General features: G+C 71.5%; 11 protein-coding genes and 1 pseudogene. 4 read left to right on the top strand and 8 right to left on the bottom strand.

Annotated elements, in window-relative coordinates:
- Positions 1-4: 4 nt before the first annotated feature.
- From ICC28_RS28455 to ICC28_RS28425, 7 genes are all read right to left on the bottom strand, one after another.
- A complete protein-coding gene (locus tag ICC28_RS28455; protein ID WP_188291598.1) occupies positions 5-1,834 on the bottom strand; it encodes a branched-chain amino acid ABC transporter permease in 1,830 nt (609 codons plus the stop codon).
- 5 nt (positions 1,835-1,839) lie between these two features.
- On the bottom strand, positions 1,840-2,772 hold the full coding sequence (locus ICC28_RS28450) for a branched-chain amino acid ABC transporter permease (RefSeq protein ID WP_188291597.1): 933 nt from the start codon (positions 2,770-2,772) through the stop codon (positions 1,840-1,842).
- 113 nt (positions 2,773-2,885) lie between these two features.
- On the bottom strand, positions 2,886-4,115 hold the full coding sequence (locus ICC28_RS28445) for a branched-chain amino acid ABC transporter substrate-binding protein (protein WP_188291596.1): 1,230 nt from the start codon (positions 4,113-4,115) through the stop codon (positions 2,886-2,888).
- A 285-nt stretch (positions 4,116-4,400) separates the two neighbouring features.
- On the bottom strand, positions 4,401-5,087 hold the full coding sequence (locus ICC28_RS28440) for a Tat pathway signal sequence domain protein (protein ID WP_188291729.1): 687 nt from the start codon (positions 5,085-5,087) through the stop codon (positions 4,401-4,403).
- On the bottom strand, positions 5,084-5,470 hold the full coding sequence (locus tag ICC28_RS28435; protein WP_188291595.1) for a hypothetical protein: 387 nt from the start codon (positions 5,468-5,470) through the stop codon (positions 5,084-5,086). The genes ICC28_RS28440 and ICC28_RS28435 overlap by 4 nt, the downstream gene beginning before the upstream one ends.
- A 70-nt stretch (positions 5,471-5,540) precedes the next feature.
- Positions 5,541-6,035 carry a PaaI family thioesterase gene (locus ICC28_RS28430; RefSeq protein WP_188291594.1) on the bottom strand — a complete coding sequence of 165 codons (495 nt, stop codon included), beginning with the start codon at positions 6,033-6,035 and terminating at the stop codon, positions 5,541-5,543.
- A gap of 44 nt (positions 6,036-6,079) precedes the next feature.
- Positions 6,080-8,359: an FdhF/YdeP family oxidoreductase gene (locus ICC28_RS28425; protein WP_188291593.1), complete on the bottom strand. Its 2,280-nt coding sequence runs from the start codon at positions 8,357-8,359 to the stop codon at positions 6,080-6,082.
- A gap of 762 nt (positions 8,360-9,121) precedes the next feature.
- Between ICC28_RS28425 and polA the strand changes: the two genes are divergently transcribed.
- Positions 9,122-11,848, top strand: a complete 2,727-nt coding sequence (polA, locus tag ICC28_RS28420) for a DNA polymerase I (RefSeq protein WP_188291592.1) — start codon at positions 9,122-9,124, stop codon at positions 11,846-11,848.
- 519 nt (positions 11,849-12,367) lie between these two features.
- On the top strand, positions 12,368-12,733 hold the full coding sequence (locus ICC28_RS28415) for a hypothetical protein (RefSeq protein WP_188291591.1): 366 nt from the start codon (positions 12,368-12,370) through the stop codon (positions 12,731-12,733).
- On the opposite strand, the pseudogene ICC28_RS28410 reads toward ICC28_RS28415, so the two are convergent.
- Positions 12,666-13,506: pseudogene (locus ICC28_RS28410) on the bottom strand (DUF4184 family protein). The gene ICC28_RS28415 and the pseudogene ICC28_RS28410 overlap by 68 nt on opposite strands.
- Before the next feature lie 281 nt (positions 13,507-13,787).
- Here ICC28_RS28410 and ICC28_RS28405 point away from each other — a divergent pair.
- Together ICC28_RS28405 and ICC28_RS28400 are read left to right on the top strand one after the other, a co-directional pair.
- Entirely contained in the window at positions 13,788-15,551 is a 1,764-nt protein-coding gene (locus ICC28_RS28405; RefSeq protein ID WP_188291590.1) for a lytic transglycosylase domain-containing protein, read from the top strand.
- 138 nt (positions 15,552-15,689) lie between these two features.
- Complete coding sequence (locus ICC28_RS28400; protein WP_188291589.1) at positions 15,690-15,824, top strand: SPW_0924 family protein; 135 nt, start codon at positions 15,690-15,692, stop codon at positions 15,822-15,824.
- Positions 15,825-15,845 lie beyond the last annotated feature (21 nt).

The raw sequence follows: 15,845 nt of genomic DNA, 5'->3' as shown, positions 1-15,845 counted from the left end.
GTGGTCAGGCCCCTGCCTTGCTGAGGACTGTGGGCGGTTCTGCCTCTTCGTGGAATTCGAGCTGGCGGCGTCGGTTGGGGATGAGGCCTTCCGGTCGGAAGCGCATCAGGAGGACGAGTGCGAGGCCGAAGGCGAAGAGCTGGTAGTCGCCGAGGAACTGGAGCTTGGCGGGGATGAGGTAGAGCAGGGCGGCGCCGACGAGGGGGCCGCTGATGGTGCCCATGCCGCCGAGGACGACTGCCGCGAGGAGGAAGGCGGAGTTGGGCGGGACGACGTGGGCGAACTGGTACTGCTCGGGGGTCACGGTGTAGGTGACGTGGGCCTGGACGGTGCCGGCGAGGCCGGCGAGGGCGGCGCCGAGGGCGAAGGCGATGAGTTTGACGCGGAAGCCGTTGATGCCCATGGCTTCGGCGGCGGTCTCGTCCTCGCGGATGGCGACCCAGGCGCGGCCGATGCGGGAGTCGCTGCTGCGTCGGAAGACCACCACGACGACGAGGGTGATCAGGAGCATCAGCAGGAAGTAGTTGGAGAAGCGGCCGATTTCGACGCCGAGGATGGTGTGCGGCTGGCCGAAGTCGAAGCCGAGGATGTTGAGGTTGGGTACGGAGGAGATGCCGTTGGAGCCGTTGGTGATGTCGGGTCCGGAGGTGCCGTCCATGTTGAGGACGGTGATGCGGAAGATTTCTCCGAAGCCGAGGGTGACGATGGCGAGGTAGTCGCCGCGCAGTCGCAGGGTGGGGGCGCCGATGATGACGCCGAAGACCATGGCTACGGCGGCGCCGAGGAGGGCGGAGGCCCAGAACGGCAGGTGGAGGCTGAAGGGTGAGGAGGGGGAGCCGGAGACCATGGCCGCGGTGTAGGCGCCGACGCCGAGGAAGGCGACGTAGCCGAGGTCGAGGAGGCCGGCGAGGCCGACGACGATGTTCAGGCCCAGGGCGACGGTGGCGAAGATGAGGATGTAGACGCCGATGGTGGCGTACCGGTCGTCGGACTGGGTGAAGGGGAAGGCGGCGGCTGCGACGAAGGCGCCGATCATCGTGATGTTGCGGTGCTTGGCGGTGATGCCGGAGATGCGGCCGATGAGTCCGGCCTTGGCGACGGCGGCGAAGCCGAAGCCCGCGGTGATGAGGAAGCCGATGAAGAGTTCGTCGTACTCGGTGCCGATGCCGTAGGTGAAGACGGTCAGACCGACGGCGAGGGCGGCGACGATGACGAGGATCTCGGCGTAGGCGGGGAGGGTGCGGGCCGGGGCCTTGACGGGGCCGGTGGCGAAGGCGGCTCGGAGGACGGTGAGGTTGTGCCGGGTGTTGTGGCGGAAGTGTTCCCAGGCGGTGTCGTCGGGGTCGATGGGGTCGGGCTCGGGCCGCTCGAAGGGGAGGGCGAGTGCGCCCAGGAGGGCGATGAGGGTGACCGTGGCGACGATGTAGCCGCCGGGTTCGAGGTTGACGACGCCGCCGAGTTTGGTGCTGATGGCGATGACGGTGTACCAGGCGGCGGCGAAGGCGCCGGTGGCGGAGAGTTTGAGGGCGCTGTCGGCGCCGGCGGGGGTGAGCCAGCCGAGGCCCTTGATGCCGTAGGAGGCGAGGCCGAAGAGGGTGGTGAGGGCGCCGCAGATGAGGACGAGGACTTGGAGTCCGCCTGGGTAGCCGTAGATGGTGAGTTTGCCGGGGAATTCGGCGGTCCAGGTCCAGGCGAGGAAGGTGGAGGCGATGGTGAGGGCGCCGCCGCCGGTGGCGAGGGCGCGTCCGATGTGCGGCGGGATGCCGATGAGGCCGGTGGGTGCGCCGGGGGTGGGGGTGCCGGCGTTCTCGGGTGCGGTGGTCTGTGTGGTCATCGGTGTCACGCCCTGTCCGCGACGCGCTCGCCGAGCAGGCCCTGTGGCCTGAACAGCAGTACGAGGATGAGGAGTACGAAGGCCCAGACGTCGGCCCAGGACTGGCTGCCGAACTTGTCCATGCCGGGGATGTCGGCGATGTAGGCGGTGGAGAGGGATTCGGCGATGCCGAGGACGAGGCCGCCGAGCATGGCTCCGTAGATGTTGCCGATGCCGCCGAGGACGGCCGCGGTGAAGGCCTTGAGGCCGAGGATGAAGCCCATGCGGAAGTCGATCTGGCCGTACTTGAGTCCGTAGGCGACGCCGCCGACGGCGGCGAAGACGGCGCCGACGGCGAAGGCGATCACGATGATGCGGTCGGTGTTGACGCCCATGAGCTTGGCGGTGTCGGGGTCCTGGGCGGTGGCCTGCATGCCGCGTCCGGTGCGGGTCTTCATGACGAAGTAGCCGAGGATCGCCATGCTGACGGGGGCGGCGATCAGCAGGAAGATGTCACCGGTCTGGATGGTGACGTTGCCGATCTCGAAGGGGCCGCCCTCGATCTGCGGGAACCTGAGGGGGGAGTCGGCCTCGGGGTACCAGGCCCAGACCGCCTGCTGGAGGGCCAGGGAGAGGCCGATGGCGGTGATGAGGGGGGCCAGGCGTGGTGCGCCACGCAGGGGCCGGTAGGCGAATCGTTCCGCTCCTACGGCGACGGTGGCGGCGACGATCATGGCGCCGATCAGCATCAGGGGGAGGGCGATGGCCATGGAGGTGCCGTCGGGCAGGATGTAGAGATAGACCGTGATGGCGCCGAAGGCCCCGGTCATGAAGATCTCGCCGTGGGCGAAGTTGATGAGCTGGACGATGCCGTAGACCATTGTGTAGCCGATGGCGACCAGCCCGTACATGGATCCCAGTAGCAGGCCGTTGACCAGCTGCTGCGGCAGTTCGTTCACCGCATGTCCTCCGAGACGTTCGGATGTCGAGTGGATGGGGGCCGGATGTGAGTCCGCGCGGGGCGCCTGTGGTGCGGCGCCCCGCGCGGCTCAAGGGGTGGTGCTGGGGTGGGTCAGCCGGTGTAGGTACCGGACTTGACGGCCTTCCACTCGCCGTTCTCGACGGCGTAGACCGTGAGCTGCTTGTTGGTGGTGTCGCCGAACTCGTCGAAGGCGACCTTGCCGGTGACGCCGTCGAAGCTGACGTTCTGGACGGCCGCGGTGACCTGGGCGCGGGCGTCCTTGGGCAGCTTGCCGTCGTTGTCCTCGACGACCTTCTTCACGGCCTCGATGATCGCCCAGGTGGCGTCGTAGGAGTAGCCGCCGTAGGCCGCGAAGGCCTCCTTGTAGCCGGCTGCCTTGTAGTCCTCGACGAACTTCTTGGCGGAGTCGAGCTCCTCGATGGGGGCGCCGACGGAGGTGGCGAGGTCGCCGTCGCTGTTGTTGCCGGCCAGCTCGATGAACTTCGGGTCGAAGATGCCGTCGCCGCCGACCAGCGGGACCTTGACGCCCGCGGCCTTGATCTGCTTGCTGAGCGGGCCGGCCTGCGGGTACTCGCCGCCGTAGTAGACGACGTCGGCGCCGGAGTTCTTCACCTTGGTGGCGACCGCGGAGAAGTCCTTGGTGTCGGGGTTGATGTGCTCGGTGCCGACGACCTTGCCGCCGAGCTTCTTGAACTCGTCGGTGAAGGTGGCGGCGAGGCCGGCGCCGTAGGTCTTCTTGTCGTCGATGACGAAGACCTTGGACTTCTTGCTGTCGTTGTAGACGTACTGCGCGGCGAACGGGCCCTGGATGGCGTCCGTGGTGGAGGTGCGGAAGTACGACTTGTAGGTGCGGGCCTTCTTGGTCTGCCAGTCGGCGCCCTGGGAGAGGCCGGGGCCGGTGTTGGCGGGGGAGACCTGGACCAGCTTGGCGTCGTCGAAGACCTTCTGCATGGACTCGGCGACGTTGGAGTTCAGCGGACCGACCGCGCCTATGACGTTCTTGTCGGCGACGAACGTGGAGGCGTTCTGCTGGCCGGAGGACGGCTGCGCCTGGTCGTCGAGAGCCTTGATCTCGAAGGTGACGCCGTCGACGAAGTTTTCCTTGTTGGCCGTCTTGGCCGCGAGGTCGGCGGAGTTCTTGATGCCGAGACCCAGCGCGGAGAGGTCACCGGTCAGGGGCGCGTCGACACCGATGATGACCTTGGTGTCACCGTTGCTGGAGTCCGAGCCGCCGTCGTCGTCGCGCGAGCCGCAGGCGGTGAGGGTGAGTGCTCCCGCCGCCAGCGCGGCGGTGATGGCGATGAGCGAACGTTGACGCACGATCAGTCCTTTCCCTGGCACAGCCCTTCCCTCTGGAAGCGGCCGAGTCGAACGCTGGTCGAAGTGACAATCCGACGGCGCGGTGACTGGGCGTGACTCTAAGCGTGTGAGGGGAACGTGGAGGAGTACCTGACGAAGGCTGTGACGCTCTTGTTATGACACGACGTAATGCAGAGCGGTACTGACTGGGCAGAACTGTGGGATTGGGGATGGTTCGCCCCGTCCACATGGTGAGAATTCCCAGGCCCCGCAAGGGTAGTTCAGGTGTCTCGGGCGTTTTGGTGATTACCCGGATTTGTTGCTGCAGGCTACTTGCAGAGCCTGTGAGAGATGCTCCGCGTAGCGGGATCCCAGGATGAAACTGTGGGTTTGTATTGCGCGCGTATTACGTAGAGTTACGTCCAGGAAAGGAAGTCCGGGGTTCCCCGGCGCTTTTTCGCAATCCGTCACTCGCAGCGTGATCGTGATCTCGCGGGAGGATCCCGCCGCTGTCCGGAAGGGCGGTCTCGGCGAGGAGATCACGGAGAGTCCGGCGTAGGGCTGGGCGATTCGGGTCACGGTCACGGGCGGTCCCGACACCACGCTGAGCAGGACGTCGAAGCGGAAGCCCTCGGTCCCGGCGGGGGTGCGGGAGACGGTTTCGGTCAGATAGACGAGGTCGACGACCTGGGACGGATACGGCGGGACGGTGACGCTGGGTGTGGGGGTGGGGGCCGGTGTGGGGACGGGGGAGGGCTGCGGCCGGGTGGCGTACAGATAGCCGCCGCCGGCGAGGAGCGCGGCCGCCGTCGCGACCGAGACGGCGGCGCGGCGGTGCCGGTCGGACAACCGGGACAGCCGGGACGGCAGGGCCGCCCGGCCGAGCAGCCGCAGCGGCGAGGCCGCCCGTCCGCGCGGCACGCTCGCGGGCGCCTCGGCGGGCTCGTGCGCGTGCGTCCCTTCGCCCGGCTCGACGGGCCCGACACCGCTCACTGCCACGGGCCGTTGCTCGGGCCGCCGGTGCGGTACCAGTCGACACAGCCGGCCCGGGCCCGGCGGTCGATCAGCGCCTCCGCCGCCCGCTCGCCGCGGCGCTTCCGCTCCGCCCGCGCCGCGTCCACGACCTCCCGCAGGATCTCGTACTGCCCGTTCGACAGCCCCATCGACTGGTAGTCGCCGTAGGTGTCGCCGTCCAGGACCTCCCGGGACCAGTGCGCGACCAGCCGGGTGCACAGCTCCTCGGGCGGTGTGGTCCGCGGGGACGGCGAGGCGCTCGCGGCAGGCGGGCCCGCCGCGGCGCAGCCCGTGACCGCACCGGCGGCCAGCAGCGCCGGCAGCAGCACCGCCCCGGCCCGTAGGACCCGTCCCATCGCCATGCCCCAACGCTAGGCAGTACCGGGCGGGTTGAGCCAGCGGAACGGGGCGACTGCCGGGCGGCGCGGCCTCTCAGGCGGCGGTGCCGCCGCTGACGCGCTCCGCGTCGCCGCGGTTCACCTCGCGCAGCAGACAGGTCAGCCGCGCGGTGCACACCCGCCGTCCGTCCTCGTCACTGATCACGATCTCGTACGTCGCCGTCGAGCGGCCCCGGTGCACGGGCGTCGCCACTCCGGTCACCAGGCCGGAGCGCACCCCGCGGTGGTGCGTGCAGTTCAGGTCGACGCCCACCGCGATCCTGGAGCTGCCGCCGTGCAGCATCGACCCCACGGAGCCGAGCGTCTCGGCGAGCACCGCCGAGGCGCCGCCGTGCAGCAGGCCGTACGGCTGGGTGTTGCCCTCCACCGGCATCGTCCCGACGACCCGGTCCGCCGACGCCTCGACGATCTGCACGCCCATGCGCGTGCCCAGGTGCCCGGCGGAGAACAGGGCGGGCAGGTCGACGCCGAGCTCGGCGTACTCGTCGATGACCTCTTGCGGGAACTTCACCTGCTGCTGCTCGCCCATGGGGTCCGGCTCCATTCGTCGGGATCGATCGACTGAGCAAACGCTCAGTCGGCCGCCGATTGTTCCAGACGGACCACGACGGACTTGCTGGCCGGGGTGTTGCTGGTGTCCGCGGTGGCGTCCAGCGGCACCAGGACGTTGGTCTCGGGGTAGTAGGCGGCCGCGCAGCCCCGGGCCGTCGGGTAGTGCACCAGCCGGAAGCCGGCAGCGCGCCGCTCGACGCCGTCGCGCCACTCGCTCACGAGGTCCACGTAGGAGCCGTCGGCGACCCCGAGCCGCCGGGCGTCCTCCGGGTTGACCAGCACCACCCGGCGGCCGTTGGTGATCCCCCGGTAACGGTCGTCGAGCCCGTAGATCGTGGTGTTGTACTGGTCGTGCGAGCGCAGCGTCTGCAGCAGCAGCCGGCCCTCGGGCAGCTCCGGGTACTCCACCGGCGCGGCGGTGAAGTTGGCCTTGCCGGTGGCGGTCGGGAAGCGGCGCTCGTCGCGCGGGGCGTGGGGCAGGGCGAAGCCTCCCGGGCGGGCCACGCGCGCGTTGAAGTCCTCGAAGCCGGGGACCACCCGCGCGATACGGTCCCGGACCGTCGCGTAGTCCTTCTCGAACTCCTCCCAGGGCGTGGCGCTGGCCTCGCCGAGCACCCGGCGCGCCAGCCGGCACACGATCGCCGGCTCCGACAGCAGGTGCCTGCTCGCGGGCTCCAGCCGCCCGCGCGAGGCGTGCACCATGCCCATGGAGTCCTCGACGGTCACGAACTGCTCGCCGCTGTCCTGCAGATCGCGTTCCGTGCGCCCCAGGGTCGGCAGGACGAGGGCGCGCGCGCCCGTGACCGCGTGCGAGCGGTTCAGCTTCGTCGACACGTGCACCGTCAGCCGGGCGCGGCGCATCGCCGCCTCGGTGACCTCCGTGTCGGGCGACGCCGACACGAAGTTGCCGCCCATCGCGAAGAACACCTTCGCCTCGCCGTCGCGCAGCGCGCGGATGGCCCGTACGACGTCGTAGCCGTGCTCGCGCGGCGGCGCGAAGCCGAACTCCTTCTCCAGGGCGTCCAGGAAGGCGGGCGCGGGCCGCTCGAAGATGCCCATCGTGCGGTCGCCCTGCACGTTGGAGTGGCCGCGCACCGGGCACACGCCCGCGCCCGGGCGGCCGATGTTGCCGCGCAGCAGAAGGAAGTTGACCACCTCGCGGATGGTCGGGACGGAGTGCTTGTGCTGGGTGAGGCCCATCGCCCAGCACACGATCGTGCGCTCGGAGGCGAGGACCATGGCGAGGGCCTCCTCGATCTCCGGCCGGGTCAGACCAGTCGCCGTGAGGGTGTCGTCCCAGTCGGCGGCTCGGGCCTGCGCCGCGAACTCCTCGTAGCCGTGGGTGTGTTCGCGGACGAACTCCTCGTCGACCGCGCCCTCCGTCTCCAGGATCAGCTTGTTCAGCAGCCGGAACAGCGCCTGGTCGCCGCCGATGCGGATCTGCAGGAACAGGTCGGTGAGCGCGGCGCCCCTGAGCATGCCCTGCGGGGTCTGCGGGTTCTTGAACCGTTCGAGGCCCGCCTCGGGCAGCGGATTGACGCTGATGATCCTGGCGCCGCCCGCCTTGGCCTTCTCCAGGGCGGAGAGCATGCGCGGGTGGTTCGTGCCCGGGTTCTGCCCGGCGACGATGATCAGATCGGCCCGGTGGAGGTCCTCCAGCAGGACGCTGCCCTTGCCGATGCCGATGGTCTCACTCAGCGCCGAACCCGAGGACTCGTGGCACATGTTGGAGCAGTCCGGCAGGTTGTTCGTGCCGAACTCGCGGGCGAACAGCTGGTAGAGGAACGCGGCCTCGTTGCTGGTGCGCCCGGAGGTGTAGAAGAGCGCCTCGTCGGGGGAGTCGAGTGCGGTGAGCTCCTCCGCGATGATGTCGAAGGCGCGCTCCCAGGTGACCGGCTCGTAGTGCTCGCCCCCTTCCGGGAGATACATGGGGTGCGTCAGGCGCCCCTGCTGCCCGAGCCAGTAGCCGCTGCGGGTCGCCAGGTCGGCGACGGAGTGCGCGGCGAAGAACTCCGGGGTCACCCGGCGCAGGGTGGCCTCCTCGGCGACCGCCTTCGCGCCGTTCTCGCAGAACTCGGCGGTGTGCCGGTGCTCCGGCTCCGGCCAGGCGCAGCCCGGGCAGTCGAAGCCGTCCTTCTGGTTGACCCGCAGCAGGGTCAGCGCCGTGCGCTTCACGCCCATCTGCTGCTGTGCCATGCGCAGGGTGTGCCCGATGGCCGGCAGTCCCGCAGCCGCGTGCTTCGGCTCGGCGACCCTCGGCGCGTCCTGGACCGGGTCACCCTTGGGCGGCTTCGTTGCCATCGCACGCTCTCCCTTGCGACTGCGTGTGTGAGGTACGTCTCCGATCCTCGCACGTGTCAGTGACAACGATCCCGGGAGGGATGACGGAGATCGCGGGCAGAGTTTGCGAGCCTGTTTCCGTGGCGGGGAGGTTCGGCTTCCGTGGGGGTGAGGTTCGGCTTCCGTGGGGGTGGGGGGCGGTGACGTTCGGCTTCTGCGGGGGCGGTGATGCTCGGCTCCCGCGGGGGGTGTGGTGTTCGGCTCCCGCGGGGGCGGTGACGCTCGGCTCCTGCGGGGGCGCGGTGATGTTCGGCTCCCGCGGGTGAAAGGCACAGAAGGCGGCCCCGCTCGCGCGGGCGCCGGGCATGCGGTGCGGCCCGGAGCCGCGCACGGCCCAGGGCACGCACTTCGCCCCGCGGCGAGGGAGGCGCGGTGGTGTCGGCGGGGCGGCGGCGCCGGACTCGACGCGCCCCGCACCTGCCGCAGCTTCCGATTCCGCCCCTGCGCCCCGCACCTGCCGTTCCCGCCCCCGCATCCCGCCGCAGCCGCAGCCTCCGGCTCAGCCCGCGCGCCCCGCGACGGCCACCGCACCGCGTCCCCGGCGGAGCCGCACCGCGTCCCCGGCGGAGCCGCACCGCGTCCCCGGCGGAGCCGCACCGCGTCCCCGGCGGAGCCGCACCGCGTCCCCGGCGGAGCCGCACCGCGTCCCCGGCGGAGCCGCACCGCCTCCCCGGAGGGGCCGTGCGGCCCGGAGTGTCAGTGGCACGTGGCAGGATCGGGGACGTGGCAGAGACAGCATCGAAGAAGACCGACAGCGCCCCCGGCGGCAGCCGCCCGCGGCTGATGCTCATGGACGGGCACTCCCTGGCCTACCGCGCGTTCTTCGCGCTGCCCGCGGAGAACTTCACGACCGCGACGGGCCAGCCGACGAACGCGATCTACGGCTTCGCCTCGATGCTGGCCAACACGCTGCGCGACGAGGCGCCCACCCACTTCGCGGTGGCCTTCGACGTGTCCCGCAAGACCTGGCGCTCCGAGGAGTTCACCGAGTACAAGGCGAACCGCTCCAAGACCCCGGACGAGTTCAAGGGCCAGGTCGAGCTGATCGGCGAGCTGCTCGACGCGATGCACGTCTCCCGCTTCGCGGTCGACGGCTTCGAGGCCGACGACGTGATCGCCACGCTCGCCACCCAGGCCGAGGCCGAGGGCTTCGAGGTGCTGATCGTCACCGGCGACCGGGACTCCTTCCAGCTCGTCAGCGAGCACACCACCGTGCTCTACCCGACGAAGGGCGTCTCCGAGCTGACCCGGTTCACTCCGGAGAAGGTCGTCGAGAAGTACGGGTTGACGCCCGCGCAGTACCCCGACTTCGCCGCCCTGCGCGGCGACCCGTCCGACAACCTCCCCGGCATCCCCGGCGTCGGCGAGAAGACCGCCGCGAAGTGGATCAACCAGTTCGGGTCCTTCGCGGAGCTGGTCGAGCGCGTCGAGGAGGTCAAGGGCAAGGCCGGGCAGAACCTCCGCGACCACCTGGAGGCGGTCAAGCTCAACCGCCGCCTCACCGAGATGGTGCGCACCGTCGATCTGCCCAAGACGGTCACCGACCTGGAGCGTGCCCCCTACGACCGCACCGCGGTCGCGCTGGTCCTCGACACCCTGGAGATCCGCAACCCCTCCCTGCGGGAGCGCCTGCTGGCCGTGGACCCGGGCGCCGCCGAGGCCGAGCAGACCCCGGCCGCCGCGCCCGGCGTGGACGTGGACGGCACGGTGCTGGGCACCGGTGAGCTGGCCGGCTGGCTGGCCGAGCACGCCGGTGAGCCCCTCGGTCTCGCCACGGTCGACACCTGGGCGCTGGGCACCGGCTCGGTGGCCGAGGTCGCGCTCGCCGCGGCCGGCGGAGCGGCGGCCTGGTTCGACCCCTCCCAGTTGGACGAGGCCGACGAGACGGCGTTCGCGGCCTGGCTGGCCGACGCCGGCCGCGCCAAGGTCCTGCACAACGCCAAGGGCGCGATGCGCGTCCTGGCCGAGCACGGCTGGAGCGTCGACGGCGTCTCCATGGACACCGCCCTCGCCGCCTACCTGGTCAAGCCCGGCCGCCGCTCCTTCGACCTGGACGCGCTCTGCCTGGAGTACCTGGGCCGCGAGCTGGCCCCCGCAGCGACGGCCGACGGCCAGCTGGCCTTCGGCGCGGACGACGCCGCCGAGGCCGAGGCGCTGATGGTGAAGGCCCGCGCCATCCTCGACCTGGGCGAGGCCTTCGAGGGCCGCCTGCGGGACGTCGGCGCGGCCGACCTCCTGCGCGACATGGAGCTGCCCACCTCCGCCCTGCTGGCCCGTATGGAGCGGCACGGCATCGCCGCCGACCGGGACCACCTCCAGGCCATGGAGCAGATGTTCGCGGGCGCCGTCCAGCAGGCGGTGAAGGAGGCGCACGCGGCCGCGGGGCACGAGTTCAACCTGGGCTCGCCCAAGCAGCTCCAGGAGGTCCTCTTCGGCGAGCTGGGCCTGCCGAAGACCAAGAAGACCAAGACCGGCTACACCACCGACGCCGATGCCCTGGCCTGGCTCGCCGGCCAGACCGACAACGAACTGCCGGTCATCATGCTCCGCCACCGAGAGCAGGCGAAGCTGCGCGTCACGGTCGAGGGCCTGATCAAGACGATCGCGGCGGACGGCCGCATCCACACGACCTTCAACCAGACGGTCGCCGCCACGGGCCGCCTGTCCTCGACGGACCCCAACCTGCAGAACATCCCGGTCCGCACCGACGAGGGCCGGGCCATCCGCCGCGGCTTCGTGGTCGGCGAGGGTTTCGAATCGCTCATGACGGCCGACTACAGCCAGATCGAGCTGCGTGTGATGGCCCACCTGTCCGAGGACGAAGGCCTGATCGAGGCGTTCACCTCCGGCGAGGACCTGCACACCACGGCCGCCTCGCAGGTGTTCGCCGTCGAGCCCGGCGCCGTCGACGCCGAGATGCGCCGCAAGATCAAGGCCATGTCGTACGGCCTCGCGTACGGCCTGTCGGCCTTCGGCCTCTCCCAGCAGCTGAACATCGAGGCGGCCGAGGCGCGCGCGCTGATGGAGGCGTACTTCGAGCGCTTCGGCGGCGTACGGGACTATCTGCGCCGCGTCGTGGACGAGGCGCGGGCCACCGGCTACACGGCGACGCTCTTCGGCCGCCGCCGCTACCTCCCCGACCTCAACAGCGACAACCGTCAGCGCCGCGAGGCCGCCGAGCGCATGGCCCTCAACGCGCCCATCCAGGGCACGGCCGCGGACATCGTCAAGATCGCCATGCTCAACGTGGACAAGGCGCTGCGCGAGGCCGGCCTCAAGTCCCGCATGCTCCTGCAGGTCCACGACGAAATCGTCCTGGAGATCGCCCCCGGCGAGCGCGCCACCGCCGAGGACCTGGTCCGCCGTGAAATGTCCGCCGCGGTACGGCTCAGCGTCCCGCTGGGCGTCTCGGTGGGCGTGGGCCCGGACTGGGAGTCGGCGGCGCACTAGGTGTGCTGTCCGGCGGATCATGCCGCAGACGCGGGGCCTGGCACGCCCTCCCCCACTGCCCTAAAGGCGTGGGGGGACCCCCAGCCGCGTTGTCGTCGGTTGCCGACGCTCCGCGTCGACGCCCTCCTCTGCCTTGCAGCTGCACGCTCCCCCACGCTCGAACAGCCTCGCGCGGGGGACCCCCATGGCCCCGCTCACCGGCATCGACGAGTCACCGCCGCTTTCCTGCGACCTGATCCGCCGGACAGGCCCTGGCCCGAGGCGCCGGTGGTGTGATGGCCGGCGCGCGGTTCCCCGCGCCCCTCTTGGGGGCGCGGGGCTGTATCGATGTGCGGCTCCGCCGCGTGGGCGCGATCAGCCACCCACGACCCGCACCCCGCGACAACCGCACCCGGCAGACGCTCACGGCCCCGACCCCGGCCCCGGCCCGCCCCGCCCCGCCCCGCCCCGCAGGGAACCGTCACCCGCGTGGACCCCGCAAACACGCCCCCCACCCCCGCCCCCCGTCAGGATGCGGTCATGGGTATACGTCTGCTCCACCGCCGGACGGCCCCCGCGGAGCCGCACGCCGGGGCCCGCCCCGACGCCGCCGCGGCCCCGCCCCTCCGGGTCCCGGCCTTCGCCGCCGCCGCGAGCACCGCCCGCGTCCCCGCCGACCTGAGAACGACCCTGCGCCGAACAGCCACCGCGCTCCGGCGCGCCCGCCTCCGTGTCGCCGCCCGCCGACGCCTGTGGACCGAGGTCGGCCGCGGCTGCCTCGACCTCGTCCTCGCCCGGCTGCCCCGGCCGGACCGCACCCGCACGGTCACCGTCTTCGTCAGCGCACCGCCCGAGCCGGCGCCCCGGAACGGCCCGGCACCGCAGGAACCGGACGCCACACCCTGACGCCCACGGCGTACACGAGCAGCCCCGGCACGAGCCCCGCGCCCGCCCCGAAGCACACCGTCGGAATCAGCTCCCACGGCTTCGCGGACGACCCCCAGTAGTCCCACCAGCGCGTCGCCCGCTGCACCGCCCCCACCACCGCGCAGCCGCCGAGCACCGCGCCCGCCACCCACCGGTCCCGCACGGACAGCGCCGGCACCCCGACCACGGGGGCCGCCGGAGTCCGCCGTAGCGCCGCCGCCACGAACACCGCGATCACGGCCGCGGCGACCGCGGAACCGCCGTACTGGAGGTACCAGTACAGCGGGGAGCCCGCGAACTCCTCACCCAGGACCGGGAAGAGCCGCATGCCCCAGCGGTCGAGGTGGGTGAAGGCGTCCCACACCACATGGGTGAGTGCGCCGAGGACCGCGGAGACGTACCACCACAGCAGCAGGGACGGCCGCACGCGCGCGTGGCGTCCCGCAGCGCAGCAGGGCGGCCGGCCTGCCCTGCCGCCCCCGGGGCAGCAGCGCCACCAGCGGTTCGCGCACCAGCAGCCACAGCCCCACCAGCGCCCAGGCGACGACCACGTCGAAGGTGAGGACGCCCGGGAAGGAGTGGGTGAACTCGCCGAACTCCATCGCGCCGGGCACCGCACTCGCCGCGTAGTAGGTCATGTCGGGGCAGAAGGAGCCCGCGACGAGGACGGCGGGGACCAGCCGGCCGCGGCCCGTTCCGTCGGTGCGCACGGCGGGCAGGACCGCCGCCGCATGGCTCAGGGTGAACGGCAACGCGGCTCCTTGTGCGGGGCGTGATCGACCCGCTCAGTATCACGCATGCACAACCGGTGAATATCGGGCGCGAACGGGTCCCCGCGGCGCGGAAGTTGTCGTAGGGTCACTTGGGTTGAGGCGTGGGGAGCACGTCGAGGAGCGGAGAAATACGGACGGATCCGCGCGGGCCGAGCAGGGATCGGCCCGGCGGGGGGCAACCACCGCGGCGGGTCGTTCGTCAACAGAGTGACGGGACAGGCAGAGACGGGCGCTCGGCGTCCGCGGGAGGGGTTCACTCTATGTCGGCGCATTTCGGCAGGAGGCTGCGCAAGGGGGCGGCCAACACCGCCGTTGCCGCAGTGGCGGTCGCGGCACTGGCGGCGTCCCAGGCTCCCGGAGTGAGCGTCGACGACCAGGGCAGACGGACCACCGGCGACTCCCAGCCCAGCCCCGACGCCGCCGCCGAGGAGAGCGCGACCGGTAACTCCCCGTACTACACGGACCTGCCGCCCCTCGACAGCCCCAACCCCTCGCCGAGCGCCGGTGGCGGGACGGAATCCACGGGCGGCGAGTCCGGCATACCCGCGACCGTCCTGGACGCCTACAAGAAGGCCGCCGCCTCGCTCCAGGAGTCCAAGCCCGGCTGCAACCTGCCCTGGGAACTCCTCGCCGCCATCGGCCACGTCGAGTCGGGCCACGCGCGCGGGGGCCGCGTCGACGCCGACGGCACCACGCCCTCGCCGATCCTCGGCCCGCAGCTCAACGGCGTCGGCTTCGCGAACATCAGCGACACCGACGGCGGAGCCTACGACGGGGACAGCTCCTACGACCGGGCCGTGGGGCCGATGCAGTTCATCCCGTCCACCTGGGCGTGGGCCGGACGCGACGGCAACGGCGACGGCAAGAAGGACCCCAACAACGTCTACGACGCCGCGCTCGCCGCCGGCCACTACCTGTGCCGCTTCGGCTGGGACCTCTCCACGGCCTCCGATCTCAGGAGCGCGATCCTCAGCTACAACAACTCCACGGACTACCTGAACACCGTCCTGGCGTGGCTGGAGCACTACCGCAAGGGCACCCACGAGATCCCCGACGGCACCGGCACGGTCCCCGAGGACCGCAGCGACGACGGACACGGGGCCAACCCGACGCCGTCGCCCACCCCGACGCCGACGCCCCCCGCGTCGAAGCCCCCGAAGCCCAGCGGCGGCGGTTCCACCAGCCCGCAGCCGACGCCCCCGTCGCCGCCCCCGTCGCCGACCCCTCCGCCGGCCACGGAGACCCCGCAGACCCCCACCGACACGGTGCACCACCTGGAGGACGCCGGCACCGACAAGCTCTCCGCCGTCGCGGGCGACACGTTCGAGGAGCGGATCAGCATCCGCGCCGAGACCTCGACCGGCAAGGCCGTCGCCAAGGTGCGGATCCGGTTCACCCTCGTCGGCAACACCGATGCCACCTTCACCGGCGGCGAGAGGTACGCCACGGCCCTCACCGACAGCAGCGGCACGGCCGTCGCGCCCGCGCTCCAGGCGGGCGAGAGGACCGGATCGTTCGTCGTCCGTGCCACCGTCGTGGGCCGCTCGGTGCCCGGCCTCGACTACACGGCCACCGTCACCGAGCGCGTCGCCGACGCCCTCGCCCGCACCAGCGACACCGAGCTGACCTGCACGCCGGGCGGTGAGTTCGCCGAGCAGGTGCAGGTGAAGGCCACGTACAAGGATGCCGTGGCGGACGGCGTCGCGGCCACGGCCACGCTGATCACCTCGGCGGACGACCCGGCCGAGAACACCGAGGGCCCCTACTTCAAGGACGCCGACGGCAACCCCGTACGCACCCTGACCGGGCTCAGGACGAACGCCGAGGGTGTGCTCACCCTGCCGAAGCTGTACGCGGACGACACCGCGGGCACGTTCCTGCTCCGCATCAACACCGCGGGCGGCGCCACGCTCACCGTCGAACTGACCGTGGCCGCGGCCGAGTCGCCGACCCCGACCCCGACTCCGACTCCGACTCCGTCGGAGTCCACCTCGGAGTCGGCGAGCCCGAGCCCGAGCGCGTAACACCCCGTACGACACCGGCGGCGTCCCTCCCCGCGGAGGGGCGCCGCCGGTGTGTGCGCGACGTGTTCTCATCTCGCCCGGCCGTTGCTACGGTGCCGAATCTGACGAGGTATCAGCTCCGGCCCGTGGGGAGGCCTCATGCGTGCCCTGATCGCCGCCGCCACCGGTCTCGCCGTAGCGCTCGCGCTGGTGTTCACGCTCACCGCACTGGGCTCCCCGACCGGCGAGACCTCCCCGAAGCCGCTGCTGACGACGGTGCCCGCACACCCGTAACCGCCCGGGAGGGAGGCCGAG

Origin of the sequence: Streptomyces sp. TRM68416, from assembly GCF_014596915.1 — a bacterium.
GTDB lineage: Bacteria > Actinomycetota > Actinomycetes > Streptomycetales > Streptomycetaceae > Streptomyces.
Note: the sequence above shows the minus strand (reverse complement) of the source record. Positions and strands in the feature narration are given on the sequence as shown.